Annotated in this window: 20 protein-coding genes; 11 read left to right on the top strand and 9 right to left on the bottom strand. The window is 68.5% G+C overall.

The genetic code is table 11. From position 1 onward, the window contains the following. Positions 1-41 precede the first annotated feature (41 nt). From SB751_RS08695 to SB751_RS08680, 4 genes are read right to left on the bottom strand one after another with little or no spacing between them, the layout of a single operon-like run. Positions 42-752, bottom strand: coding sequence for an energy transducer TonB (locus SB751_RS08695; RefSeq protein ID WP_246118981.1), 711 nt, complete (start codon positions 750-752; stop codon positions 42-44). 10 nt (positions 753-762) lie between these two features. After that, complete coding sequence (locus tag SB751_RS08690; protein ID WP_092295239.1) at positions 763-1,173, bottom strand: ExbD/TolR family protein; 411 nt, start codon at positions 1,171-1,173, stop codon at positions 763-765. 15 nt (positions 1,174-1,188) lie between these two features. After that, the gene (locus SB751_RS08685) at positions 1,189-2,970 is read right to left on the bottom strand and encodes a DUF2341 domain-containing protein (protein ID WP_144198534.1); all 1,782 of its coding nucleotides are present in this window, start codon (positions 2,968-2,970) and stop codon (positions 1,189-1,191) included. A 39-nt stretch (positions 2,971-3,009) separates the two neighbouring features. Beyond that, complete coding sequence (locus tag SB751_RS08680; RefSeq protein ID WP_410747943.1) at positions 3,010-4,644, bottom strand: ShlB/FhaC/HecB family hemolysin secretion/activation protein; 1,635 nt, start codon at positions 4,642-4,644, stop codon at positions 3,010-3,012. A gap of 290 nt (positions 4,645-4,934) precedes the next feature. Here SB751_RS08680 and SB751_RS08675 point away from each other — a divergent pair, with 290 nt between their 5' ends. The 7 genes from SB751_RS08675 to SB751_RS08645 all read left to right on the top strand — a co-directional run bounded on the left by SB751_RS08675 (position 4,935) and on the right by SB751_RS08645 (position 12,503). Continuing rightward, a complete protein-coding gene (locus SB751_RS08675; protein ID WP_211942959.1) occupies positions 4,935-5,288 on the top strand; it encodes a hypothetical protein in 354 nt (117 codons plus the stop codon). A 222-nt stretch (positions 5,289-5,510) separates the two neighbouring features. Beyond that, entirely contained in the window at positions 5,511-7,442 is a 1,932-nt protein-coding gene (locus SB751_RS08670) for a TonB-dependent receptor plug domain-containing protein (RefSeq protein ID WP_410747942.1), read from the top strand. Positions 7,443-7,473: 31 nt separating this feature from the next. Continuing rightward, positions 7,474-8,793 carry an HmuY family protein gene (locus SB751_RS08665; protein WP_144198546.1) on the top strand — a complete coding sequence of 440 codons (1,320 nt, stop codon included), beginning with the start codon at positions 7,474-7,476 and terminating at the stop codon, positions 8,791-8,793. A 28-nt stretch (positions 8,794-8,821) separates the two neighbouring features. After that, positions 8,822-9,859 (top strand): hemin-degrading factor, encoded by a 1,038-nt coding sequence (locus tag SB751_RS08660; protein WP_410747941.1) that lies wholly within the window; start codon positions 8,822-8,824, stop codon positions 9,857-9,859. Between the two features lie 28 nt (positions 9,860-9,887). Next, positions 9,888-10,730, top strand: a complete 843-nt coding sequence (locus SB751_RS08655) for a hemin ABC transporter substrate-binding protein (protein ID WP_250025807.1) — start codon at positions 9,888-9,890, stop codon at positions 10,728-10,730. Further along, on the top strand, positions 10,730-11,719 hold the full coding sequence (locus SB751_RS08650; protein ID WP_144198554.1) for a FecCD family ABC transporter permease: 990 nt from the start codon (positions 10,730-10,732) through the stop codon (positions 11,717-11,719). Before SB751_RS08655 ends, SB751_RS08650 begins: the two co-directional genes overlap by 1 nt. 1 nt (position 11,720) lies before the next feature. Beyond that, the gene (locus SB751_RS08645) at positions 11,721-12,503 is read left to right on the top strand and encodes a heme ABC transporter ATP-binding protein (RefSeq protein ID WP_144198557.1); all 783 of its coding nucleotides are present in this window, start codon (positions 11,721-11,723) and stop codon (positions 12,501-12,503) included. A 36-nt stretch (positions 12,504-12,539) separates the two neighbouring features. Here SB751_RS08645 and SB751_RS08640 read toward each other — a convergent pair whose 3' ends face one another. From SB751_RS08640 to SB751_RS08620, 5 genes are read right to left on the bottom strand one after another with little or no spacing between them, the layout of a single operon-like run. Then, a complete protein-coding gene (locus SB751_RS08640; RefSeq protein WP_313818564.1) occupies positions 12,540-13,241 on the bottom strand; it encodes an RraA family protein in 702 nt (233 codons plus the stop codon). 26 nt (positions 13,242-13,267) lie between these two features. Further along, complete coding sequence (locus SB751_RS08635; protein WP_211942963.1) at positions 13,268-14,470, bottom strand: pyridoxal phosphate-dependent aminotransferase; 1,203 nt, start codon at positions 14,468-14,470, stop codon at positions 13,268-13,270. Positions 14,471-14,472: 2 nt separating this feature from the next. Continuing rightward, a complete protein-coding gene (locus tag SB751_RS08630; RefSeq protein WP_144198566.1) occupies positions 14,473-15,066 on the bottom strand; it encodes an alpha-IPM isomerase in 594 nt (197 codons plus the stop codon). Continuing rightward, entirely contained in the window at positions 15,063-16,376 is a 1,314-nt protein-coding gene (locus SB751_RS08625; RefSeq protein WP_246118982.1) for a 3-isopropylmalate dehydratase large subunit, read from the bottom strand. The genes SB751_RS08630 and SB751_RS08625 overlap by 4 nt, the downstream gene beginning before the upstream one ends. A 17-nt stretch (positions 16,377-16,393) precedes the next feature. After that, a complete protein-coding gene (locus SB751_RS08620; RefSeq protein WP_144198569.1) occupies positions 16,394-17,368 on the bottom strand; it encodes a Bug family tripartite tricarboxylate transporter substrate binding protein in 975 nt (324 codons plus the stop codon). Between the two features lie 163 nt (positions 17,369-17,531). On the opposite strand from SB751_RS08620, the gene SB751_RS08615 reads away from it, so the two are divergent. The 4 genes from SB751_RS08615 to SB751_RS08600 all read left to right on the top strand — a co-directional run bounded on the left by SB751_RS08615 (position 17,532) and on the right by SB751_RS08600 (position 23,405). Further along, positions 17,532-18,470, top strand: a complete 939-nt coding sequence (locus SB751_RS08615; RefSeq protein ID WP_144198572.1) for a LysR family transcriptional regulator — start codon at positions 17,532-17,534, stop codon at positions 18,468-18,470. Positions 18,471-18,582: 112 nt separating this feature from the next. Next, positions 18,583-20,685, top strand: coding sequence for a hydantoinase/oxoprolinase family protein (locus SB751_RS08610; RefSeq protein ID WP_250025804.1), 2,103 nt, complete (start codon positions 18,583-18,585; stop codon positions 20,683-20,685). Continuing rightward, positions 20,682-22,307, top strand: a complete 1,626-nt coding sequence (locus tag SB751_RS08605; protein WP_250025803.1) for a hydantoinase B/oxoprolinase family protein — start codon at positions 20,682-20,684, stop codon at positions 22,305-22,307. The genes SB751_RS08610 and SB751_RS08605 overlap by 4 nt, the downstream gene beginning before the upstream one ends. A gap of 105 nt (positions 22,308-22,412) precedes the next feature. After that, entirely contained in the window at positions 22,413-23,405 is a 993-nt protein-coding gene (locus tag SB751_RS08600; protein ID WP_244844618.1) for a Bug family tripartite tricarboxylate transporter substrate binding protein, read from the top strand. The last annotated feature ends 42 nt before the right edge of the window (positions 23,406-23,447 follow it).

Genomic DNA, 23,447 nt, shown 5'->3' with positions numbered 1-23,447 from the left:
GTTCTGCATGATGTGTTGGGAATGGGGGGCACGCGGCATCGTCATGGTCGGCGCCCCTTGATCGACATGCGCAGCGGCGAGCGCAGCGTGGCCGGCGGGCGTTCGTCGGCACGGAAATCGCGCACCATGGCGAGCACCGCTTCGTCAGTCCTCGCGTTGCCGGTGCCTTGCGTGAGCTGCACGCGCGTGACCGTGCCGTCCGCATCGAGCCAGAGGTCGATGCGGATATCGTCGAACGCCAGCTGGCGGGTGCGCGCATCACGGGCGAACGCCTGCTGCAGCGCGCTGGACAGCCACGACGCATAGGAGCGGCTGCCGAGCCCGCCACCGCCGCCGGTCATGCCGCCGCCGCGCCCCGCGCCGATGCCGAACGCATCGGTGCCGGCCTGCGCGGCGCCGTCGATGGTGACCGGGTCGCCCAGATCCTTGGAGGGACTGGGCGGGCTGTCGTCCTTGGGCGGATCGAGCGGTTCCATCGGCTTGGGCTCGGGCTCGCGCACCTCCGGCTTGACCTTCTCCGGCTCCGGCTCGGGCAGCTTCTCGGGCTCGGGCGGCGGAGGCGGCGGCGGGGGCAGCACCAGCGTGGGCGTGGCGGCTACCTCGCGCCTGGTGCTGGCCGTGCCGGACAGCAGGTGCCAGACCACGGCCACAAGCACCACGAACGCCAGCGCGCCAATCAGGTGCCCGCCCCAGCGGCGCCACAGCACCGCAAAGCGCGCGCGGATATCAGGCGGGGGATCGCGACGGTTCACGCTGTCTCCCTTACGCCGGCTTGCCGGTGACGAGGCCAATCTGGTTGAGCTCGATCCGCCGCAGCAGGTCGAGTACCTCCACCACCTTCGCGTATTGCACGGCGGCATCGCCGCGCACGATCACCGGGAAATCCGGCGTCAGCGCCTTCTCGGTGCGCAGGCGCTCCTCCAGTTCCGGCAGCGACACCGGGTAGGCGTCCAGGAACACCTGGCCGGCGTTGTCGATGGTGATGGCCTTGGTCTTGGGCTTCTCCAGCGCTACCGAGGCGCTGGCCTTCGGCAGGTCCACCTTGATGCCAGGGATGCTGGCGTTACTGGTGAGGATGAAGATCACCAGCACCACCAGCAGCACATCCACGAACGGCGTGATGTTGATGCCGCCGGTGCGCTTCTTGGTGCCGAACTTGGCTGCGTGTGCCATGGTCTCGGTACCCCGTCAGGCGCTGTGCAGCGCGGCGGGCACGCGGCGGCCCTCGCCCTGCTCTTCGGCCAGGCGCGTGGCGAACTCGTCCACGAACACCGCCATGTCGGCGCCGATGGCGTCCGAGCGCGAGGCCAGCCAGTTGTAGCCGAACAGCGCAGGGATGGCGACACCGAGGCCGGCGGCGGTACACAGCAGCGCCGCGGCCATGCCCGGTGCCACCGAGTTGATGTCCACGGCGCCGGCCATGGCCGCCACCACGAACACCAGCATGATGCCGATGACCGTACCGAACAGGCCCACGTAGGGGGCGCCCTCGATAGTGGTGGAGAGCCAGTTCATGCGTTGCGCCATGCGCTCGTTCTCGCGCACCATCACGCCGTCCATCGCCGCGCGGATCGCGCTGATGGTGGCATCCGACACCGCGTTGAGGTCGTAGCCCATCTGGTGGCGGCGATGCAGCTCCTCGGTGGCCACCTCGTACAGGCGCCACAGCGACGAGTACGCCTTCACCTCCGCCGGCACGCGGCCAGTCTTGGCGAGGTGGTCCAGCGAGGCCGCGGAGGTATCGCGGAAATGCGCCATGAAGGCGGCGTTGGCGCGCGCGTTGGCGCCGTAGCTGCGGCCCTTGGTGATCATGATGGCCCACGAGGCGGCCATCATCAGGCCCAGCAGCGCCACCACGATCCAGGCGTCCAGCGGCATGGCCGCAAGGATGAAGCCGAAATGGCTCTTGCCGGCCTGCTGCTCATCGGGTCCGTATGCCGTCAGGCGCGATTCGGCGCCTTGCGACACGGCATCCGCCAGCAGCAGCGGCGCCGGGCGCGCGATCTTCGACAAACGCAGTTCGTCGATGGCGCCGGCGAACGGCGTGCCACCGGCCTCGGCGGTAGCCCCCGCCAACGGCGCGCCGATGGCGGCGGGCGTGTTCAGCGCCGGCAGCGCCAGCGGCAGCGTCGCAGCCGAGCGGCCGCCCACGTACAGCGTGACCGCCTTGCCATCCGCACTGACCGCCAGGTGCGACCACTGCCCGGCCTGCACCGGCTGGCCCGGGCGGCTGCGCTGGCCGTTGACCTGTACGAACGGCACGCCCTGGTCGATGCCGATCACCAGTTCGCTGGCGCCATCGCGGCGGGCATAGATCACCTGCTGCGCGCCGAGCTGGTCCGGGCGTACCCACGCCGAGAACGTGAACGCCGCGCCGGCCTGCAACGCCAGCGACGGCGAGGCGGGCAGCATCAGCGGTGCAGCGCCAAGCTGCGCGCCGCGCCCGATGATGGTGCCGTCCTTGGTCACCACGGCGGTCTGGCTGTTGTTGCCGTAGGCGGTGGAGTCGCGCGCCGGCACGTTGGCCTCGGCGAAGTGATAGACCAGCGTGTAGTCGGGGTCGAAACTGCGCTGGCCGTTGCCCGAGGCGGGCGCCTTGGGGTTGCCGTAGTACATCCAGATCTGCTGCGGACTGCCCGCCGAGACGGCCGGCACATCCACCCAGACCAGCGCGATGCCCAGCAACGGGTCGAACTGTTCGATCTGATGGTTCAGCACGGTCTTGTCGTCACCGGCGACGAAGCGCAGGTCGGCGCCGCTCTCGCTGACGCCCTCGAAGGTGAAGTTGCCGGTATGCAGGCGCAGCAGCACCGGCGTGCGGCCGGCATCGCCGCCAATGGCACCGCCCTGCGGGCCGGCATCGATCGTGACCGGCTTGCGATAGGCCCAGTCGGGCTGCCACCAGGCGTGCGCCAGGCCCGGCAGCAGGGTGCTCGCTAGCGCGAGCAGAAGCAAAACGATGCGTCGCATGACAAGGGTTCTCCGTAGATATATGAGGGGCGCCCGCGCTCAGTAGCTCGCGGTGACGCTGAAATTCAGGCGTGGATCGAAGCGTTCCGTGCGGGGGCCAGCCTTGAGCGGGAAGCCCAGGTCCAGGCGGCCCGTGACCTGCTGGCCCAGACGGAAGCTGGTGCCCAGGCCCGCCGAGGCCAGCGAGAAGGTGCTTTCCTGCTCGGGCAGCGGTTCGCGCAGCCGCAGCTGGCCGCCATCGACGAAGGCGTACACGCGCCAGTCCTCGACCACGGTGGGGAAAAACGGCAGCGGCGGCGCGCGCAGTTCGAGCGAGCCGACCACGCCGTAGTCGCCGGTGGCTTCGGCCGAGAGGTAGCCGCGCACCGAGTTCATGCCGCCGGCCGCGATCTGCTCGCTCGATACCAGCGGGGAATCGGTGATCTGCCCGGCCAGCCGCCACGCGAGCTGGGTGTTGCCGGGGAAGCTGTAGCTGCCGGTGGTGTCGGCCTTGAGCACGGTGAAGCTCGGCGACGCCTTGTAGCGCTTGTAGTCGAACTGTTCCCAGTTGCTGCCGTAGCCGAGGAAGCTGCGCGTGCCGGATACCAGCGCGATGTTCAGGCCGTACTGGCCGCGCTCGCTCTGGGTAAAGCCCGAATAGGACAGCGTGATGGGCGCGTACTTGAGCGGCACGTTGTCGCTGGCGCTGCCGAGGCGGGTGGTTTCCTGGTTGTCCTTGAAGTCCACGCCAAGGCTCAGCGCATGCCACCACGCGCCGGTGTCCGGCACGGTGTAGGTGCCCTTGACCCCGACCGAGTGGCCCTTGCCGAGCACGCTGGTGCCGCCCACCGTGGCGACATTGCTGTCCGACTTGTAGCCCGAGGCTTCCACGCTCCAGTTCGTGCCCCGGAACGGCGCCACGTAGGAGCCCGAGAACACCTTGGTCTGGTTCATGTCCTGCGGCGCGCCGAAGACGCTCAGCGAGGCGCTGTGGCCGAGCTGCCAGAGGTTGTCGTGCCCCAGCGAGGCGGTGGCGCGCAGGGCCTCGGTATCGGGGCTGTAGTCGTTATTCAGGCCGACGCTGGCGCGCCACGGGCTGCTGTCGTCCACCTTCAGGTCGACATCCATCGTGCCGGGCAGGCTGCCCTGCCGGACCAGCGGCGCCACCTGGCGCTTCGCGCCGCGATTCACGGCGGTCAGCTCCGCCTGCACCTGCGTGAAGTCGGGCACTGCGCCTTCCTTCAGCGCCGATACCTGCTCGCGTACCTCGCGCGGGGAGTTGTACTCGGCGCCCACCACGCGCACGCGGCCCACGCGCGTCTCGCTGACCTGCAGGAACACGATGCCGCCGCTGACCTGCTGCTCGGGCAGTTCGACATAGACCGACTGGTAGCCCTTGGCCTGGTAGGCCGCCGTGAGCGCGTCGCGCGCGCCCTCGATGTCCTGCATGGTGCGGTCCGGGCCCAGGAACGGCCGGACTGCCCGCTCGATCGAGCGGACGTCGAGCACGGTATTGCCGCGCACGATGTACTCGTTGACGTTGACACGCCGCGCCGTCTCCGCCGTCTCCGCCGTAGCCGCCGTAGCCACTGCGGCCTGCTGCGCGCCTGCCAGACCCGGGGTTCCCAGTCCAATGACCGCCAGCCACACCGCACTCCAGCTCGAAGGCGGGCCGTTCTTCTTCACGTCATGCATTGTTGACTCAATTGCTCTTGTTCGATTCGGTGCCGTGGCGCGCCCGCGGCCTCGACCAAGGCCCGTGATGCGGATGCATTCGGCAGCGGGAGACATGATGGAAAGCCTTCATGTCAGCGTTGCGCTCGGTTGCCTAGACGGCCGGCACGGCCGCCGACTGTCGTTTGTCACAAAAGCTTCATCGAGAAAAAAATGCTGCGTGGCCACACGGCACGGCTGGCTATACTCGGCCGAGGCAGAGCGCCGGAACGCCGGAACGCCGAAACGCCGAAACGGACGGAGGGATCGACATGGGAATGCGGAACTGGCTGGGCGCGATGGCCGCCATCGTGGCGGGCAGCGCGGCGCCCATGACGTCGGCCTGGGCGGCGCCGTGCGTGCAGGTGGAGGTGAACGGGGAACGCGCGCCCTCGTACGACTGCCTGACCGAGAAGCTGAAGCCTGCGCGCGGCGGCCCGGCCGCCAAGGGGGAGACGGCAATGTCGTCCGAATCCACCGTGCAGCGGCCATCAAACCAGCTGGGGCTCTATAACCACGCAGCCACCAGCCACCGCATGGGGAACACCTTCGGCACCTCGGTGTATCCCCAGCGGCCAGCCCCCGCACCGCCGGCTGCGCCGGTGGTGCCACGCGGGCAGCCCTGACGGTTCTTGAGCCTGGGGCGGCGCGGTCCTGTGCCAGCCCGCCCCGCTGCCGCTCTCCATCTCCACCCAGCCTGAATCCCCTTAAATGTATCTAAACGTTTCCAAACGTATCTTCTTGTACAAATTAATACGAATCATTATCATTCGTACTTTCTTTCGTATTGATGCCCCCAACCCATGCGCCTCACACGCATTGCGCTCGTTACCAGTTCCCTGCTTTCCATGTGGCCGACGGCCCCTGCCCTGGCGGCCGATGGCCAGGAATTGCCAGCCGTGGTGGTCACCGGAACCCGTTCGGAGAAGCCGATCGACGAGACGCCCATCCGTACCGAGGTGGTGGATCGGCAGGAAATCGAGCGCACGCATGCGCGCACGCTGAAAGACGCGCTGGAGAACGTGCCCGGCCTGCAACTGAGGGAAATCCACGGCAAGTCGGGCTACGAGGTGACGCTGCAGGGCATGACCAGCGACCAGGTGCTGGTGCTGATCGACGGCCTGCCGATCACGGCCAGCACCGGCTCCACGGTGGATGTCTCCCAGTACCTGCTGACCGAGGTGGACCGGGTGGAGGTGGTCAAGGGGGCCAGCTCGGCGCAATACGGCAGTTCGGCCATGGGCGGCGTGATCAACGTCATCACGCGCCCCATCCGCAAGGGCTTTTCGGGCGCGATGACGGCCGATGGCGGCAGCTACGGCGGCCAGAACGCCGATGGCTCGCCCGGCCTGCTGCACGGCAACGTGCGCCTGGAAGGCGGCACCGGGCAGTTCCGTGGCCGGCTTTCCGCCGACGCCCTGGACAACAAGGGCTTCGCAGTGGACCCCGATGGCTGGACCCGCCACGGCGACGCCGTGCGCCGCCAGCAGTACGCGGGCCGGCTCGAGTGGCTGCCCACGCAGGCCGGCAGCTTCTGGTTCGACGCCAGCGCCTATCGGGAAACCGACGAGCAGCGCTACCAGTACTACGCCCCGCCCAACTACGTGCCGCAGCGCAAGACCGAGGATATCGACCGCAACCGCTATACCTATGGCGGCCAATGGCGCTTCGACAACAGCGTGCGGGCCCGGCTGGCGGGTGTGGCCGAGACCTACGACACCACCACGCGCGAGTACTCCAACAGCTTCCAGACCGCCACGCGCAACAGTTCGCAGCGCACCGACCATGTATCGACCCAGTTCGACCTGCCGGCGTGGTACTCGCAACTCTGGCAGTTTGGCGCCGATTTCCACCGCGAGCGGCTGGACCAGACCGTCAACGGCGCCTCCGAGCTGGCCGGGAATGCCGAGCGCCGCGCCGGCGAGCTCTACTTCCAGAACGACATCCTGTTCAGCGAGACCTGGGAGATGATCGTCGGCCTGCGCGGCCAGCAGGATTCGGACTTCGGCAGCCATTTCGCGCCCAAGGTGGGCGTGCGCGGCAACCTGCTCGCCACCGAGGACTGGAAGGGCGTGCTGCGCGCCAACTATGGCCAGGGCTATCGCGTGCCGAACCTCAAGGAGCGGCACTACCTGTTCGACCACAGCTCGCTGGGCTACATGGTGCTGGGCAACCCGGACCTGAAGCCCGAGTCGTCGCACAGCTTCCAGCTCGGCGGCCAGCTGAGCTGGCGCGACCGCGTGACGGTGGATGCCAACCTGTTCTACAACCGCGTCTCGGACCTGATCCAGACCGACATGGCCAACTTCACCGTGGTCAATGGCATTGCCACCTACACCTACCGCAACGTGGCGCGGGCGCGCACGCAGGGCGCGGAAACCTCGCTGCGCTGGCGCGCCACCGGGGCGCTGGGCCTGACCGCCGCCTACACCTACACCGACGCGGACGACCTCGACACCGGCGCGCAGCTGACCCGCCGTCCGCGCCATATGGGCCGCCTTGGCGCCGACTGGCGCGTGCTGCCTTCCACGGAAATCACCGCACGGGCGCGCTTCCAGAGCAGCGAGGTGTCGGATTCCACCACCGGCGCACGCTCGCCGGGCTGGGGCACGCTCGATCTGGTCGTCAACCAGCGCATCGGCCGCAATGCCACCGTCTTCGCCGGCGTGAACAACCTGTTCGGCCGCCAGCGCGATTTTTCGAATGCCAGTGATTTCGGGCCCGTGGCGGGGCGCTTTGTCTATCTGGGCGCGCGATTCAACGTCGACGTCGCCCGCTGATTCCAACAAGCAACCAGGGGAGCGAACCACCATGAAACACACCCAACCCATCACCCGTCGCGCGCTGGGCGCGCTCAGTCTCATCGCGCTGGCCGCGACGCTGGCCGCCTGCGGCGGCGGTGGCGACGATGGCGGCACCGCCACCACGCCGCCCACCAGCGGCGGTGGCACGGTTACCCCGCCGACCACCACGCCGTCCACGTCCAGCTTCACGCAGACGGCCGAATGGACGTTCACGCTGCCGGCCGCCGGCACGTCGCTGTGCTACGACTTCAACACCAAGGCCGAAGTGGCCGGCTGCACCGGCACCGGCTGGGATCTGAAGGTCACCAGCAGCGGGCTCACCGGCACGCTCTGGAGCAATAGCGGCACGAGCGGCACGGGCGGCGGCGGCGTGTTCGGCAGTCCCCTCGCCAACACCTGGGCCGACCTGTCCACCTGGAAGAACGCCACCATCGATCCGGTCAACGGCACGCTGCCTGCCGCCGTGTTCCTGAAGGACTCCGCCGCCGGCGTGTTCGCGAACAGCAACGCGATCAGCTCGGCAGCCTTCGAGTACGGCGTGGCCAGCGCCACCGACCACCTGCTCTACCCGACCTATCGCACCTTCATCATCACCAGCAACAGCGCCAGCGCCGACACCACGGGCACCGTGGGAGCGCCGGTCTTCGCGCTGCAGGTCACTGGCTACTACGGCGGCTCGGGCGGCACCACGTCCGGCTATCCGTCGTTCCGCTGGATCGACCGCAGCGCGCCGGGCGTGGTGCGCACGGCCCAGGTCAATGCCTCGGCGGACTGGGTCTACTACGACCTGGTGGCGGGTGCCGTCAGCACGGCCAGCGGCACGTGGCATATCGCGTTCAACCGCTATAACGTGAAGCTGAACGGCGGCCAGTCCGGCAGCGGCACCGTGGCGGGCTTCCTGGGCAAGACGCCGGCGGGCTTCTATGACGGCACCGGTGCGCCGGTTGCGTCGAAGTTCACCGATGCCTCGAACCTCACCGCCACGCTGGCCGACCTCACCGCGCCGGACCTGACGCTGCCCACGGCCGCCAACCAGTGGATCAAGGACGCCAACGCTTCGGCCCTGAACCCGAAGTACACCGGCACCTACCCGAACGCGCTGAACTACGGCTGGCTCTCCTACTTCCCGACCGCTGCCGCGTCGGCCGCGAATGGCCTGCCCGCGGTGGCGCACCTGATCGCCGCCAATCCGCAAGGCGCCGTCATGCTGCGCGGTGGCGAGGGCTCCACCTACGCCCGCTTCCACCTGACCAAGATCCAGTACGCCGATCCGAACGTCAACAGCAGCGCGCAGACGTGGACCATCAATTTCGACGTGCAGCCCTGATACCCGACCCCCAAACAACCCGAACCCTATGGCACACGATAGTTTTGAAGCCCTGCGCCAGCGCCACGACGCGCTGGTGGCCGCCACGCCCGACCTGCGCATCCGCGAACGCGCCAGCCGCCTTGGCGCGACCGAGGCCGAACTGGTAGCCGCCGGCTGCGGCGTGACCTCGCGCCAGCTGGGCGGCACCGCGCAGGCGGTGTTCCGCGACCTCGGCTCCCTCGGGTCGGTCATGGCGCTGTCCCGCAACGACGCCGCCGTGCACGAGCGGCATGGCCACTACGAGAACATCCAGGCCGATGATGGCCCGGTCGGCATCGTGCTCGGGCCGGATATCGACCTGCGCATGTTCTTCAGCGCGTGGCAGTACTTCTACGCGGTAACCGAGAACGGCCGGGACAGCATCCAGTTCTTCGACAAGGCCGGCGAGGCGGTGCACAAGGTCTACCGCACCGCCCAGACCGACGCGGCGGCCTGGCAGGCGTACATCGACCGGCATGCCCTGCCGGCGGCGACGCCCGTGGTGGTGGCGCCGTTCGCGGCGTCCACGGAAGCCGCCCAGCCCGCTGACGCCGAAGCGCTGCGCACCGACTGGCGCGGCCTGAAAGGCACGCACGACTTCTTCAGCATGCTGCGCCAGCACAAGGTCTCGCGCATCGGTGCGCTGCGCAACGCCGGCCAGGACCTGGCGCAGCAGGTGGCCGACGGCGCGGTGGAAACGGTGCTGCAACGGGCGGCGGAGACGGAGCTGTCGATCATGTGCTTTGTCGCCAATCGCGGCATCGTGCAGATCCACACCGGGCCGGTGCAGCGGCTGGCCCGGACCGGCCCGTGGTTCAACGTGCTGGACCCGGCGTTCAACCTGCACCTGAACACTACCGCGGTGACGTCAAGCTGGGTGGTCAACAAGCCTACGGTCGATGGCTGGGTCACGTCGCTCGAGCTGTATGGCGCGGACGGCGCGCTGATCGTGCAGTTCTTCGGCGAGCGCAAGCCCGGCAAGCCGGAGCTGCCGGCGTGGCGCGCCCTGCTGCAGTCCCTGTGCCCGACGGCGCTGGCGGCGTAAGCCGTCTTTTCAGGAAGGAGGTTTCATCATGACTTTGCTGCGCCTGGCGCTGCTTTCGCTGCTGTGCGCAGCCGGCATGACCCACGCGGCGCCGCCGGCCCGCGTGGTCGGGCTGGGCGGCGCCATCACCGAGATTGTCTATGCGCTCGACGCTGGCGGCACGCTGGTCGGCGCCGATTCGTCGAGCATCTACCCGCCCGAGGCGCTCAAGCTGCCCAAGGTGGGCTACTACCGCACGTTCTCGGTGGAGGGCGTTGCCAGCCTGAAGCCGAACCTCGTGCTGGCGTCCGACCAGAGCGGCCCGCCGCAGGCCTTCGAGCAACTGCAGCGCCTGGGCAGCAAGGTGGTGGTGCTGCCCTCCGCGCCGACACTGGCGGCGCTGGACCAGCGCATCCTCGGCGTGGCCGCCGCGCTGGACATGCAGGCCCGGGGCACCGCCCTGGTCGATCGGCTGCACGCCGAACTGCGCGAGCTCAAGCCGCCGGCACAGCGTCTGCGCGTGCTGATGGTGAGCAGCCATACCGGCAAGATGCAGGCCGCCGGCGAGGACACCGCCGCCGACGCGATGCTGGCGCTGGCCGGCGCGACCAATGTGCTGGCCGGCCAGACCGGCTACAAACCCTTCTCGGCCGAGGCGGCTGCCGCGCTCAAACCCGATGTCATCGTCACCACAACGATGTCCGTCAGTGCCAGCGGCGGCGTGGACAAGTTCCTGGCGCAGCCCGGCCTGAACGCCACACCGGCCGCGCGCCAGAAGCGCGTGATCGTCATGGATGACCTGCTGCTGCTCGGCTTCGGCCCGCGCCTGCCGGACGCGCTGCGCCAGCTGCAGGCCGGCTTTGCGGCCCGCCCGGTGGCCGCCGCACGCTGATGCCGCGTCCGCCGCTTGCCGTATTCACGGCCCTCTGCGCCGTGCTGGTGGTCTCCGCGCTATGGGCGTCCGCCAGCGGCGCGCTGTCGATCCCGCACGGCAGGCTGCTGCCGCTGCTGTGGTCCGGCGCCACCGACGGTGACGACGTCATCTGGCGCAATGTGCTGATCGAGGTGCGGCTGCCCCGCATCGTGCTGGCGGTCACCGCGGGCGCCGCGCTGGCGCTCTCCGGCGCCGTGATGCAGGCGCTGTTCCGCAACCCGCTGGCGGAGCCGGGCCTGATCGGCATTTCGCTGGGCGGCGCCGCCGGTGCGGTGGCGGCCATCGTGCTGGGGGCGGAAGGGCTGTTCGGCATCGCGCCGGCCGCTTTCGGCGGCAGCCTGATCGCCACCGCGCTGGCCTATCGCCTGGGCACGCTACGGCCCGGCGTGGCCAGCCTGCTGCTGGCGGGCGTGGCCATCAACGCCATCTGCGCCAGCATCGTCGGCTTCTTCACCTATCAGGCCAGCGATGTGCAGCTGCGCAACCTCACCTTCTGGAACATGGGCAGTCTGGCCGGCGCCACGTGGAGCATGCTGGCCTGGCTGGTACCGCTGGTAGTGGTGATCTGCGCGTTGATGTTGCGTGACTGGCGCGCGATGAACGCGCTGCTGCTGGGCGAGCGCGAGGCGCAGCACCTCGGCTTCGACCTCGCACGCCTGCGCCGGCGCCTGATCGTGCTGACCGCCCTGCTGGTGGGCCCCCTCGTCGCCGTGACCGGCACCATCACCTTCGTCGGGCTGGTGGTGCCGCACCTGATCCGTCTGCCGCTGGGGGCCGATCACCGATGGCTGCTGCCGAATACGCTGGCTGGTGGCGCGATTGCCCTCACGCTGGCCGACTGGCTGGCGCGCACGGTGGTGATTCCTGCCGAGTTGCCGATCGGCATCGTCACGAGCCTCGTGGGCGGCCCCTTCCTGTTGTGGATGCTGACGCGCCGGAGCGCCTGACATGCTGACTGCACGCAACCTGCAATGCAGCCGTGGCCGCCGCCGCGTGCTGGACGCCATCGATATCGACCTGCCCGCCGGGGAAGTGCTGGGCGTGCTGGGCGCCAACGGCGCCGGCAAGAGCACCCTGCTCGGCACGCTGGCCGGCGAGCTGACTCCGGAGCCGGGCCTGTTGCTCAATGGGCGGGAGATGGCCGCGTGGTCGGTGGCGTCGCTGGCGCGCTGCCGCGCCGTGCTGCCGCAATCGCCGGGGCTCGGCTTCGACCTGCCCGCGCGTGACGTGGTGGCGATGGGTGCCTACCCGTTCCCCGAACTGGCGCCGCGCGCGCTCGCCACGCTGATCGACCGCACGCTGGAGATTGCGGACGTGCGCGCGCTGGCGCCGCGCGCCTACCAGAGCCTGTCCGGTGGCGAACAGCAGCGCGTGCAGTTCGCCCGCACGCTGGTTCAGGTGCTGGCCTGCCGGGCGGCTGACGAGTACCGGGTGCTGTTCCTCGACGAACCTACGTCGAGCCTGGACCCGCGCCACCAGTTGCTGTTGCTCCAGGCCGTGCGCACGCTGAGCCGCACCGATGGCCTCGCGGTGCTGGTGGTGCTCCACGACGTCAACCTCGCCGCGCGCTGGTGCGACCGCCTGCTGTTGCTGGCCGATGGCCGCACCGTTGCGCTGGGCGCACCGGCGGACGTGCTGTCGCCAGCCCATCTGGCCACGGTGTACGGCATGGACGCCACCGTCATCGACTCCCCGGTGCATCCGGGCACACCGATGGTGGTGTTCGGCTAAGCGCCGCGCACAGCCGAGGCCGCAACCGGGGGCCGGTCAGATCGGCAGGCCCTTCTCGCGCAGTACCGCGTCGAACCGTTCCGGGTCCGCGGTGCCCAGCCGGTTCGTTTCGCGAATCCTGGCCTCGCGCTCCAGGTGCAGGCGCGTGCGGCGCAGGACATCGGCGGCTTCGGCCGCCGGCACCGCAATCACCCCATCGGCATCGCCGACAATCAGGTCGCCGGGCAGGACGGCCATGCCCGCACACGAGACCGGCACGTTGATCTCGCCCGGGCCATCCTTGCTCGGGCCGCGATGGGTATGACCCCTCGCAAAGATCGGCATGCCGTCCTCGGCCCACTCCAGCAGGTCGCGGATGGCGCCGTCGATCACCAGCCCGCCGAGCTGCCTGGCCATGCAGGTGGTGCGCATCAGCCCGCCAACGAGGGCCTGCGTGACGTCGGCGCCGCCGTCGATGACAAGCACGTCGCCGGGCTGCACCATCATCAGCGCCTTGTGGATCATCAGGTTGTCACCGGGCCGCACGCGCACGGTCACGGCCGGCCCGCAGAGCACGGTTTCCAGCCGCGCGTGATACTGCCGCAAGCCGTACGTGCCGACGTTGCGGCTCATGGCATCGCCAATCGCCGCCACGGGCATCTCGCGGAACGCGTCGACGATGGCTTTCGCAGGCCCCTCGGCGCGCGGGTTGATGCGATAGCCGGCCGGCCACTGCACCGGTTGGGTGGTATCGGTCATGTCAGGACTCCCTTGTCAGCGGTGATTCAGCGCAGTTGTTCGCAGGCCGTACGCAGGCGCGCCAGGCCGGCTTCGAGCCGCTGCATCGACGTGGCAAACGAGATACGGAAGAACGGCGACACGCCATAGGCGCCGCCCTGCAACACCGCGAGATTCTGCGCATCCAGCAGGTACATCACGAAATCCTCGTCGGTCTCGATCCGCTTGCCATCGGGCGTGGTCTTGCCCAGCAGGGCCGCGCACGAGGGAAACACATAGAACGCGCCTTCGGGCGCATGGCAGGTGATGCCCGGCATGCTGTTCAGCGCCGTCACCACCGCGTCCCGGCGCGACTGGAACACCCGGCTGCGTTCGGCAATGAAGTCCTGCGGCCCGGTCAGTGCTTCCAGCGCTGCTGCCTGGCTGATCGATGACGGATTCGACGTGCTTTGCGACTGCAGCTTGACCATCGTCTTGACCAGCGCCGCCGGCGCGCCGCCGTAGCCAATGCGCCACCCGGTCATGGCGTAGGCCTTCGATACGCCGTTGATGGTCAGCGTGCGTTCCTTGAGCGCCGGCTCCACCTGCGCAATCGTCGCGAACTCGCGGCCATCGTAGAGGATGTGCTCGTAGATATCGTCCGTCATCACCCAGACGTGCGGATGCCGCAGCAGGACCTCCGCCAGCCCTTTCAGCTCCGCATAGGAATAGGTGGCGCCGCTCGGGTTGTTCGGCGCATTCAGCACCAGCCAGCGTGTGCGCGGCGTGATGGCCGCCTCAAGCTGGGCGGGCGTGAGCTTGAACGCGTTCTCGGGCAGGCAGTTGACGAAGACCGGCTTGCCTTCGGCCAGCAGCACGATATCCGGATACGAGACCCAGTACGGCGCCGGCACGATGACTTCATCGCCGGCCTGCACGGTGCACATGAAGGCGTTGAAGATGATCTGCTTGCCACCCGTGCCGACGATCAGCTCGTTGGGCGCGTAGTCGAGCCTGTTGTCGCGGCGGAACTTGTCGGCAATGGCCGCGCGCAACTCGGGCGTGCCGCCGACGTCGGTGTACTTGGTCTGCGACGCCGACATGGCGCGCGTGGCGGCCTCGCAGATGTTCTGCGGGGTGTCGAAGTCAGGCTCGCCGGAAGTCAGTCCGATGATGTCGCGGCCAGCGGCGCGCAACTCCCGGGCGCGCTGGCCCGCCATGGAACTGGGCGACGGCTTGATACGGTTCAGGCGTTCAGCAATGAGGGGCATGATCAGAGCGGTTGAGAAGTGATGGCAGTTACAGGCCGGGACGGCTTGAGGAACTGGCGGTGCTGCCGCAGATACGGCACCAGCCCGCCAGCTTCGCGGATGGTCAGGACCACATCGGGCACCGGCTCGCACGCGATCACGTGCGCGGCATCGGCGCCGACGTGCAACGTGGCCTGCGCGCCGGCAAGCCGCAGCGAGAGCGGCGCGCCTTCGGGCACGGCGCCGGTATCGGTACCGGTATCGGCGGTAATCAGCAGCAGGCCGTTGTTCACGGCATTGCGCCAGTAGGTGCGGGCAAAGCTCTTCGCCACGACCACGCGAATGCCGGCAGCCAGCACCACGGTGACGGCCACCTCCATGGCCGAGCCACAGCCGAAGTTGTGCCCGGCGACGAGGATGTCGCCATCGCGGACGCTGCCGGCGAAGTCCGGGTCGAGGTCTTCCAGCAGGAAGTGCCGCAGCATGTGCGGATCGACACTGTGTTTCTTGCGGCTGGAGGCGATGATGTAGTCGGTGTTGATATCGTCCCCCAGACGGCGGGCGCGGCCTTCGATGACAAGGGAACGGGAATCGGCTGCGGGTAACGGCGAATTCATGACGTGACGACGGAGTCTCGGGGGTCCGCCAGATGGCCACTCGCTGCGGCGGTGGCGCATGCAAGCGGCGAGGCGAGGAAGATCTGCGCATGGCGATTGCCCATGCGCCCCTTGAAATTGCGGTTGGCGGTCGAGATCACGCGTTGGCCGTCACCGGGAATGCTGCCGCAGGTGCCGCAGCAACTGCCGCACCCGGGCGGCTGCAGTTCGGCGCCGAGGGCGACGAACTCGGCCAGCATGCCGTTGCGCTCCATCTCGGCCCGCACCGGTTCGGAAGCCGGCGTGACGATCAGCCGCACGCCGGGCGCCACGCCGCCGCGTGCGCGCAGCACCGCCAGCGCCTCGCGGTAGTCCTTCACGCGGCCACCGGTACAGGTACCCAGGTAGACGATGTCGATCCTGGTGTCGCCCGCGTCGGCCAGATCGACCACGTTGTCCACGCGATGCGGCAGCGCCACCTGCGGCGCGACCGCCGACAGGTCGAAGGTCAGCGTGTCGACATAGGTGGCGTCGGCATCGGCGGAGACCGGCGTGTAGCGGTCGGGGCTGACGGACGCGTTGGCCGACAGCCAGTCCGCCGTGCATTCGTCGAACGGAAACAGTCCGGCCTTGGCGCCCATTTCCACAGACATATTGGCGAGCACGATGCGGTCGTCCATATCGAGCGCCGCCACGCCGGGGCCGGCGAATTCCAGCGCCAGATAGTTGGCCCCGCCCACGCCGAGGCGCCGGGCCATGGTCAGGGCGACATCCTTCGCCGAGGCGTAGGCCGGCAGCGCGCCCGTCAACCAGATGCGCAGCGTGCCGGGCACCTTCAGCCAGAGCTGGCCGCACTGGAGGATGCCGGCGAGATCGGACGAGCCAATGCCCGAGCCAAACGCGTTGAGCGCGCCATAGCTGACCGCATGGGAATCGGCACCGACCACCAGCTGGCCCGGCAGCACGCGGCCGCGTTCCAGCATCAGTTGATGGCCGATGCCCTCCCCCACCTCGAACACGCACAGGCCGTGCGCCCGGGCGTAACTGCGCGCCCGGTCCTGCAGCCGCAGCGCCTGTTCGCCCGACGGGGCGCCGTAGTGGTCCAGCGCGAATACCAACCGCTCCGGGAAGGCTGGCGGCGGCAGGTTGCCCTCGGGCTGCATGTCGCGGAAGTAGTCGAGCGCCATCGGGATCGACCCATCCGTGCCCATGGCGCCATGCGGCGCGCAAATCGCCAGGTCGTCGGCGTAGACCGCTTCGCCTGCGGCCCGCGACAACAGCTTCTCGGCAAGGGTCTGGCCACGCGTAGCGGCCGGCTGGAGAGACATCATGACTATCAGGGCGTGGCTCAGTTGAGCTTGATCTGGGCGGTCTTGATGACCTTGCCCCACTTGTCGTGCTCGGCCTGGATCAGGCGCCCGAAGTCCTCGGGCGTGCCGCCGACCGGTTCCACGCCCAGGTTCAGAAGCTTCGCCTTGACGTCATCGGACTTCAGGATCGCATCGATCGCACGGTTGAGCTTGAGCACGATCGCGCGCGGCGTGGCGGCCGGCGCCACCACCCCACTCCACGAGAGCGATTCGTAGCCCTTGACGCCTGCCTCGTCGAGCGTGGGCACATTGGGCAGGCCTGGCAGACGCTTGCGGCTGGTCACGGCCAGCGCCTTGAGCTTGCCTTGCTGCACGAAGCCGATGGACGACGGCGCGTTGTCGAACAGCATCGTGACATTGCCGCCGAGCAGATCGGTCAGCGCTGCCGAACTGCCCTTGTAGGGCACGTGCAGCATGCTCACGCCGGTCATCGACTTGAAAAGTTCGCCGGACAGGTGCGTGGAGCTGCCGGGGCCGGACGACGCGAAGCTCAGCGCGCCGGGGCGCGTCTTGGCCAGTTGCACGAGGTCCGCCACGTTGGTGGCCGGCATGCCCGGCGACACCACCAGGATGTTGGCGTTCTGCGTGGCGTAGCTCACGGGCACGAAGTCCTTGGCCGCGTTGTAGTTGAGCTTGCCGTACAGGTGGTCGTTGATCGACAGGATGCCCGTGGCCCCCATCAGCAGCGTGTAGCCGTCAGCGGGAGACTTGGCCACCAGCTCGGCACCGATATTGCCGCTGGCGCCGGCGCGGTTGTCCACCACGAACGGCTGCTTGAACTGCTCCTGCAGCTTCTCCGCGAGGATGCGCGCCACCACGTCGGTGGAGCCGCCGGCCGCGAACGGCACGACAATGCGGACCGCCTTGTCGGGGTAGGAATCTTCCGGCCCGGCAAGGGCCAGCGTGGGCAAACAGGCAAGCAGGACTGCGGCGCGACCAAACAGGTTCTTCATGGGGGGATCCTGGGCAGAGGGGGTAGGGTTTTGCTTGGCCACGTATGCAGCCCCGTGGTTGCGAACACAGTCTAGAGAGGGCCATTACCGTGGACAATCGACTTTTTTGCGCCCACTATTACCAAATTCTGATAAATCGCCCGCCGCCCCCCCCCCCCGCCTGATGCGTCACAACGTCACCCTCAAGCAGTTCCGCTGTTTCCTGGCCGTGGCCGAGACCGGCTCGTTCACCGCCGCGGCGTTGCGGCTGCACATCACCCAGTCCGCATTGACCGCGACGATCCAGCAACTGGAGGAGGTGCTGGGCCTCCGGCTGTTCGACCGCACCACCCGCCGGGTGACGCTGACCGGCCATGCGGAGCGCTTCCGGCCCGAAGCGGAGCGGCTCGTCAACGGTATCGACGGCGCCGTCTCGGACCTCGTGGCGCTGGCGCAGGGCGAGCGTGGCCATATCCGCATCGGCGCGGCGTCGTCCGTCATCAGCCAGTTCCTGGTGCCGGCGCTGCCGCGCTTTCGCGACGCGTATCCGGGCATCACCGTCTCCCTGCGCAACCCCGCCGCGCAACAGACCGAGCGCCTGGTACTCGAGGGGGAAGTCGACTTCGCCATCGACAGCAAGTATCGCGGTGCGGAGGAACTCGACTACACGCCGCTGGTAGGCGACTGCTATGGCGCGGTCTGCCACCGTGATTCGCCACTGGCCACCCTTGATCGCCCGATCCACTGGACCGACCTGCCCACGGGCGGCTATATCGGCTTCAGCGCGGACACTGGCATCGGCCACTTCCTGCGCACACACGCGGCCCACTGGTCCATGCTGCAGGGCGAGCACGATGAGGTGGAAAGCACCACCTACCTCTTCGCCATGCTTGCGCGCGGCAACTACTACTCGGTGCTGCCGGCGCTGGCGTATCAGCGCAACGAGTTTCCGGAACTCGTGTTCCGCGAACTGCACGGCCCGCGCCTGTCGCGCGAGCTTTGTGTCATCACCCGGCCGCTGCGCTCGCTGGCGCCCAGCGCGCAACGGCTGCTGGCCCTGCTGACCGATACGCTGACCGAGATGCCCATGCCGCCGGGGGTGACGCTGCTGGCCAGACGGTAGTCGGCAAGCGATATATCGCCACGACTGATCAATCGATCTTTATTTTTCATTGGTCATCATCAATCGGTATTCCTATCATCGTCTGACGATTTCATGACGACGGGAGTGCCTTGTGACGACGTGGGCAATTGGCATCGATATTGGCGGCACCTTTACGGATGTCGTCGCACTGGACTACGGCGCGGGCAGGCTCGTCAGCCTGAAGGTCCTTACTACCCACGGTGACCCGGCGCAGGGCGTGGCCGATGGCGTCAGCCGGCTGATGCACACCCACAACATCGACCCACGGCGGGTCACCCGCGTGGTCCACGCCACCACGCTGTTCACCAATGCGTTGATTGAACGCCGTGGCAGCACCACCGGCTTGCTGACGACCTTGGGTTTCCGGGACGTGCTGGAGATTGGCCACGAGCGCAAGTACGACCTGTATGACCTGACGATCGAGCCAGCGCCGGCCCTGGTGCCGCGCCGGCTGCGCGCCGAGATTCGGGGACGCATGGATGCACAAGGCCACGAGATCGAGGCGCCGGACGCCGGGGAGGTCCGCGCGGTAGTGGGACGGCTGGTCGAGCAAGGCGTCGATTCACTTGCCGTGTGCCTGCTGCACGCCTACGGCACGCCGGCGCACGAGCGGCTGGTGCGCGACTGGATCGAGCGTGATTTCCCCGGCCTGCACGTCACCTTGTCTTCCGATGTGGCGCCCGTCATCCGCGAGTTCGAGCGCAATTCCACCACCGTCGCCAATGCCTATATCAAGCCGCTGGCAACGCGCTACCTCGACGCGCTCGAAGGTCGCCTGCAGGCGCTGGGTCTGCACGCTGGCGTGCTGATGATGCTGTCCAACGGCGGCCTGGCGCATATCGGCGAGGCCAAGCGCAATCCGATCGAGCTGCTCGAGTCCGGCCCCGCGGCTGGCGCGATCTCGGCGGCCCACTACAGCCTGCGCGATGCACAGCCAGACCTGCTGGCCTTCGACATGGGCGGCACCACGGCCAAGCTGTGCCTGGTGGAGGATGGCAAGCCGGCCATCACCTTCGGCTTCGAAGCGGCTCGGCGCAAACGTTTTGCCGAAGGCAGCGGCCTGCCAATCCGCATTACCACCATCGACCTGATCGAGATCGGCGCCGGTGGCGGCAGCATTGCGCACCAGGACGCCCTGGGCCTGCTGAAAGTGGGGCCGCAGAGCGCCGGTTCCGAGCCGGGGCCGGCCTGCTACGGGCTGGGCGGCACCGATCCGACCGTGACGGATGCCAATCTCGTGCTCGGCTACCTCAATCCCGATTACTTCGCAGGCGGCACGATGGCCATCAGCGTGGACCGCGCCGCCGAAGCACTTGGCCGTGCAGGCGAGCGGCTGGCGCGTGACGTCACCGGCGTGGCCTGGGGCATCCATGACATCGTTGCCGAGAACATGGCCGGCGCCGCGCGCGTGCACGTGGCCGAGCGCGGGCGCGATCCGCGCGGCTTCGTGCTGCTGTGCACCGGCGGCGGGGGGCCATTGCATGCGTACTACGTTGCCCAGAAGATTGGTGTGCGGACCATCCTGTGTCCGCCCGCCGCTGGCGTGGCGTCTGCATACGGCCTGCTGGTGTCACCGGCACGCGCCGACCGCTCGCGCACGGTAAGCGTGCGGCCCGCCACGGATGCGCTCGACCGGCTGGAAGCCGCCTTTGCCGAACTGGAATCGCAATCGCGCGAGGCGCTGGCACCACTGGACGATAGCTTCGGCCCGATACAGCTGGTGCGTCACGCCGATGGCCGCTTCGCCGGGCAAGGCTTCAACCTGTCGGTGCGCCTGCCCGATGGCCCCTACATCGGCAAGCAGCCGGCGGACGTGGTGCGCGCCGCCCTGATCGCCGCGTTCGAGTCCGGCTATCGCGAGAAATTTGGCCGCACCCCGCCCGATGTACCCGTTGAACTGGTGACCTTGCGCGTGACGGGCGAGGCGCCGCCACGGCAGGCTTTCGTGGCCGAAACCCTGCCTGAAGGCGTGGACGCCGCCCCCGGCAGCCGGCGCAAGGTCTATTTCAGGGAGGCCGACGGCTACCTGGACACGCCGGTCTTCGACCGCGCCACACTGCCAGCGGGATTCCGCGCGCAGGGGCCGCTGCTGATCGAGGATGCCGGCTCCACGCTGGTCGTGGGACCGAAGGGCCGCGTCACGCAGGGCGCGAGCGGCAATCTCGTCATCGAACTGGAGGAGCACGCAGCATGACCCGCCACCCCATGCCCGGCGCGGCTTCCGCCGCCGACCCCATCTTCCTGGAAGTGTTCTGGACGCGCGTGCGCGCGGTGGTGAACGAAGCCGCCAAGCTCATCGTGCGCACCTCCTTCTCCACCCTCTCCACCGAGGCCAACGACTTCGCGGTGGTGGTCACCGATTCGGCGGGGTGCGCGCTGGCAGAGAACAGCGGCAGCATTCCCTCGTTCATCGGCACGCTGCCACGCACCGTGCGCGCCGCCATCGCGCAGATCGGCGCGGACAACATGCGGCCCGGCGACATCTTCATCACCAACAACCCGTGGATCGGCACGGGGCACCTCAACGACGTGTGCCTGGTCAAGCCGATGTTCCATGGCGAGCGCCTGGTGGGGTTCGCCGCGACGGCGGGCCACGTGCCCGACATCGGCGGCAAAATCCGTTCGGTGGATGCGCGCGAGCTGTTCGAGGAGGGCTTCCACATCCCGATGATGCCGCTCATGCGTGAGGGGCAAGTGGACGACACGCTGCTGCAGCTGATCCGCACCAATGTGCGCACGCCCGAGCAGACCGTGGGCGATATCTGGTCGCAGGTGGGCGCGGTGGAGCTGATTGCGGCGCGCCTCCATGACATCCTGGCCGAGTACGCCCTGCCCGGCATCGACGATCTGGCACAGGCCCTGTTCGACCGCAGCGAGGCTGCCATGCGCCACGCGATTGAGCAGCTGCCAGCGGGGGAATATCGCTACACCATGCAGACCGATGGCTTTGGCGAGCGCTTCACCTATGCCGTCACGGCGCGCATCGGCAATGGCGAGATCGAGTGCGATTTCGCGGGTACGTCGCCGCAACAGCCGCGCGGCATCAACTGCGTGCTGGCCTATACCAGCGCGATGACCGCCTATGCGATCAAGTGCCTGCTGCTGCCCGACCTGCCGAACAACGACGGGCTGTTCCGCCCGATCCGCGCCGTGGCGCCGGAAGGCTCGCTGCTCAATCCGCGCTCGCCCGCACCGGTGGGAGGCCGCGCATGTACGGGCCACTACGTGCCCACCGTCATCTTTGGCGCGATGCAACAGGTGCTGCCCGAACGCGTGATGGCCGGCGCCGGCTCGCCACTGTGGATTGCCAACCTCAGCGGCACCCGCGAGGATGGCCGCCCGTTTGCCACGGTGCTCTTCTATAACGGCGGCCTGGGCGCCACGGCCGGCAAGGATGGCGCGTCCGTCATGTCCTGGCCCAGCAATATCTCCCCCACGCCAGTGGAAGTGGCCGAGCGCGACGCGCCGCTGTTTTTCCGCTACAAGGCCCTGCGCCCGGGCACGGGCGGTGCCGGGAGGCAGCGCGGGGGGCTTGGCGAAGAGGTGTGCTTCGTCAGCCGTCACCCAATGCCCCTGTCGATTGTCTTCCTGACGGAACGGCTGATTGTGCCGGCGCCAGGTTTCGCCGGTGGCGAGGCCGGCGCCTGCGGCGAAGTGCTGATCAACGGGCAGGCCGTGGATGCACGCCAGCCGCAGACGCTGCAGCCCGGCGACGAAGTGATCCTGCGCACCCCGGGCGGTGGTGGCTTCGGCCCGGCCACCGAACGGGACATCCAGCGCATCGCGTACGATCGGGAACAGGGCTACGCCACCTGAATCGGCACGCATCATGCATGCGGAGGAGACAAGAGCCGGCACCCGAAGGTGCCTTTGCCACACAACATCCGGGCGGACCCACGCCGCACCGGTGGAGAGGTAGTCATGCATTGCATCTTCAAGACGCTGTCCCTGCCCGTCGCGCTGTTGTTGCTGACGCCCCTGGCCCACGCGGCCGATGCCACGCCCGCGGAGATCGCCGCGTATCCCAGCAAGCCGGTTCGCATCATCGTGCCGTATCCGGCGGGCGGCTCCACCGACGTGCTCGCGCGCGTGCTCGGCCAGAAGATCGGCGAGGAAATGGGCCAGCCGGTGGTGGTGGAGAACCGCCCCGGCGCCAGCGGCAATATCGGCGCGAGCTATGTCGCCAAGTCGCCGGCGGACGGCTACACGCTGTTCCTCGGCACCTCCACCGCGCTGGCCGCCAATCCCGGCCTGTACAAGACGCTGCCCTACGATCCGCAGAAGGACTTCGCGCCGATCATCCTGGCCACCACGCTCGCCAGCCTGGTCGTCGTCAACCCATCGGTGCCGGTGAAGACCATGCAGGAGCTGGGCGCCTACCTGAAGGCGCATCCGGGCACGAGCTATGCGTCGTCCGGCAACGGCACGCCGGCGCACCTCGGTGGCGAGCTATACAAGAAGATGGCGGGCGTGCAGATGAACCATGTGCCCTACAAGGGCGGGGCGCCGGCGCTGACGGACCTCATTGGCGGGCAGACCTCGCTGATGTTCGCGATCCTGCCCGAGGCGATGCCATTCGTGAAGGAAGGCAAGCTGCGCGCCCTGGCGGTGACCACGGCCAGGCCCACATCCAACGCGCCGCAACTGCCGACGGTGGCCGAAGCTGGCGTGCCGGGCTATGAGCTGATCGGCTGGTATGCGTTCCTGGCGCCGCGCGCCACGCCACAGCCCATCGTCGCCCGGCTGAACAAGGCGTTCGACGAGGCGCTGCAGGACAAGGCCGTGCGCGAGCGGCTGACCAGCCTCGGCTTCGATGTCGCCGGCGGCCCGCCGGAGCGCCTGGCCAGTACGATTCGCAGCGAGACGAAGAAGTGGAAGCAGGTCATCGACGAGGCGCACATCAGCCTCGACTGACGGTTGCAGCGCCGGATGGGCTGGGGCGGCGCGGGCGCGGGG

Origin of the sequence: Cupriavidus sp. SIMBA_020 (assembly GCF_046535395.1) — a bacterium.
Classification (GTDB): domain Bacteria; phylum Pseudomonadota; class Gammaproteobacteria; order Burkholderiales; family Burkholderiaceae; genus Cupriavidus; species Cupriavidus campinensis.
Note: the sequence above shows the minus strand (reverse complement) of the source record. Positions and strands in the feature narration are given on the sequence as shown.

Bases quoted from the DNA above. Each gene is read 5' to 3' on its own strand.
- SB751_RS08690 (WP_092295239.1), bottom strand. From the start codon at position 1,173: ATGGCACACGCAGCCAAGTTCGGCACCAAGAAGCGCACCGGCGGCATC.
- SB751_RS08685 (WP_144198534.1), bottom strand. From the start codon at position 2,970: ATGCGACGCATCGTTTTGCTTCTGCTCGCGCTAGCGAGCACCCTGCTG.
- SB751_RS08680 (WP_410747943.1), bottom strand. From the start codon at position 4,644: ATGCATGACGTGAAGAAGAACGGCCCGCCTTCGAGCTGGAGTGCGGTG.
- SB751_RS08675 (WP_211942959.1), top strand. From the start codon at position 4,935: ATGGGAATGCGGAACTGGCTGGGCGCGATGGCCGCCATCGTGGCGGGC.
- SB751_RS08670 (WP_410747942.1), top strand. From the start codon at position 5,511: ATGTGGCCGACGGCCCCTGCCCTGGCGGCCGATGGCCAGGAATTGCCA.
- SB751_RS08665 (WP_144198546.1), top strand. From the start codon at position 7,474: ATGAAACACACCCAACCCATCACCCGTCGCGCGCTGGGCGCGCTCAGT.
- SB751_RS08660 (WP_410747941.1), top strand. From the start codon at position 8,822: ATGGCACACGATAGTTTTGAAGCCCTGCGCCAGCGCCACGACGCGCTG.
- SB751_RS08655 (WP_250025807.1), top strand. From the start codon at position 9,888: ATGACTTTGCTGCGCCTGGCGCTGCTTTCGCTGCTGTGCGCAGCCGGC.
- SB751_RS08650 (WP_144198554.1), top strand. From the start codon at position 10,730: ATGCCGCGTCCGCCGCTTGCCGTATTCACGGCCCTCTGCGCCGTGCTG.
- SB751_RS08645 (WP_144198557.1), top strand. From the start codon at position 11,721: ATGCTGACTGCACGCAACCTGCAATGCAGCCGTGGCCGCCGCCGCGTG.
- SB751_RS08640 (WP_313818564.1), bottom strand. From the start codon at position 13,241: ATGACCGATACCACCCAACCGGTGCAGTGGCCGGCCGGCTATCGCATC.
- SB751_RS08635 (WP_211942963.1), bottom strand. From the start codon at position 14,470: ATGCCCCTCATTGCTGAACGCCTGAACCGTATCAAGCCGTCGCCCAGT.
- SB751_RS08630 (WP_144198566.1), bottom strand. From the start codon at position 15,066: ATGAATTCGCCGTTACCCGCAGCCGATTCCCGTTCCCTTGTCATCGAA.
- SB751_RS08625 (WP_246118982.1), bottom strand. From the start codon at position 16,376: ATGATGTCTCTCCAGCCGGCCGCTACGCGTGGCCAGACCCTTGCCGAG.
- SB751_RS08620 (WP_144198569.1), bottom strand. From the start codon at position 17,368: ATGAAGAACCTGTTTGGTCGCGCCGCAGTCCTGCTTGCCTGTTTGCCC.
- SB751_RS08615 (WP_144198572.1), top strand. From the start codon at position 17,532: ATGCGTCACAACGTCACCCTCAAGCAGTTCCGCTGTTTCCTGGCCGTG.
- SB751_RS08605 (WP_250025803.1), top strand. From the start codon at position 20,682: ATGACCCGCCACCCCATGCCCGGCGCGGCTTCCGCCGCCGACCCCATC.
- SB751_RS08600 (WP_244844618.1), top strand. From the start codon at position 22,413: ATGCATTGCATCTTCAAGACGCTGTCCCTGCCCGTCGCGCTGTTGTTG.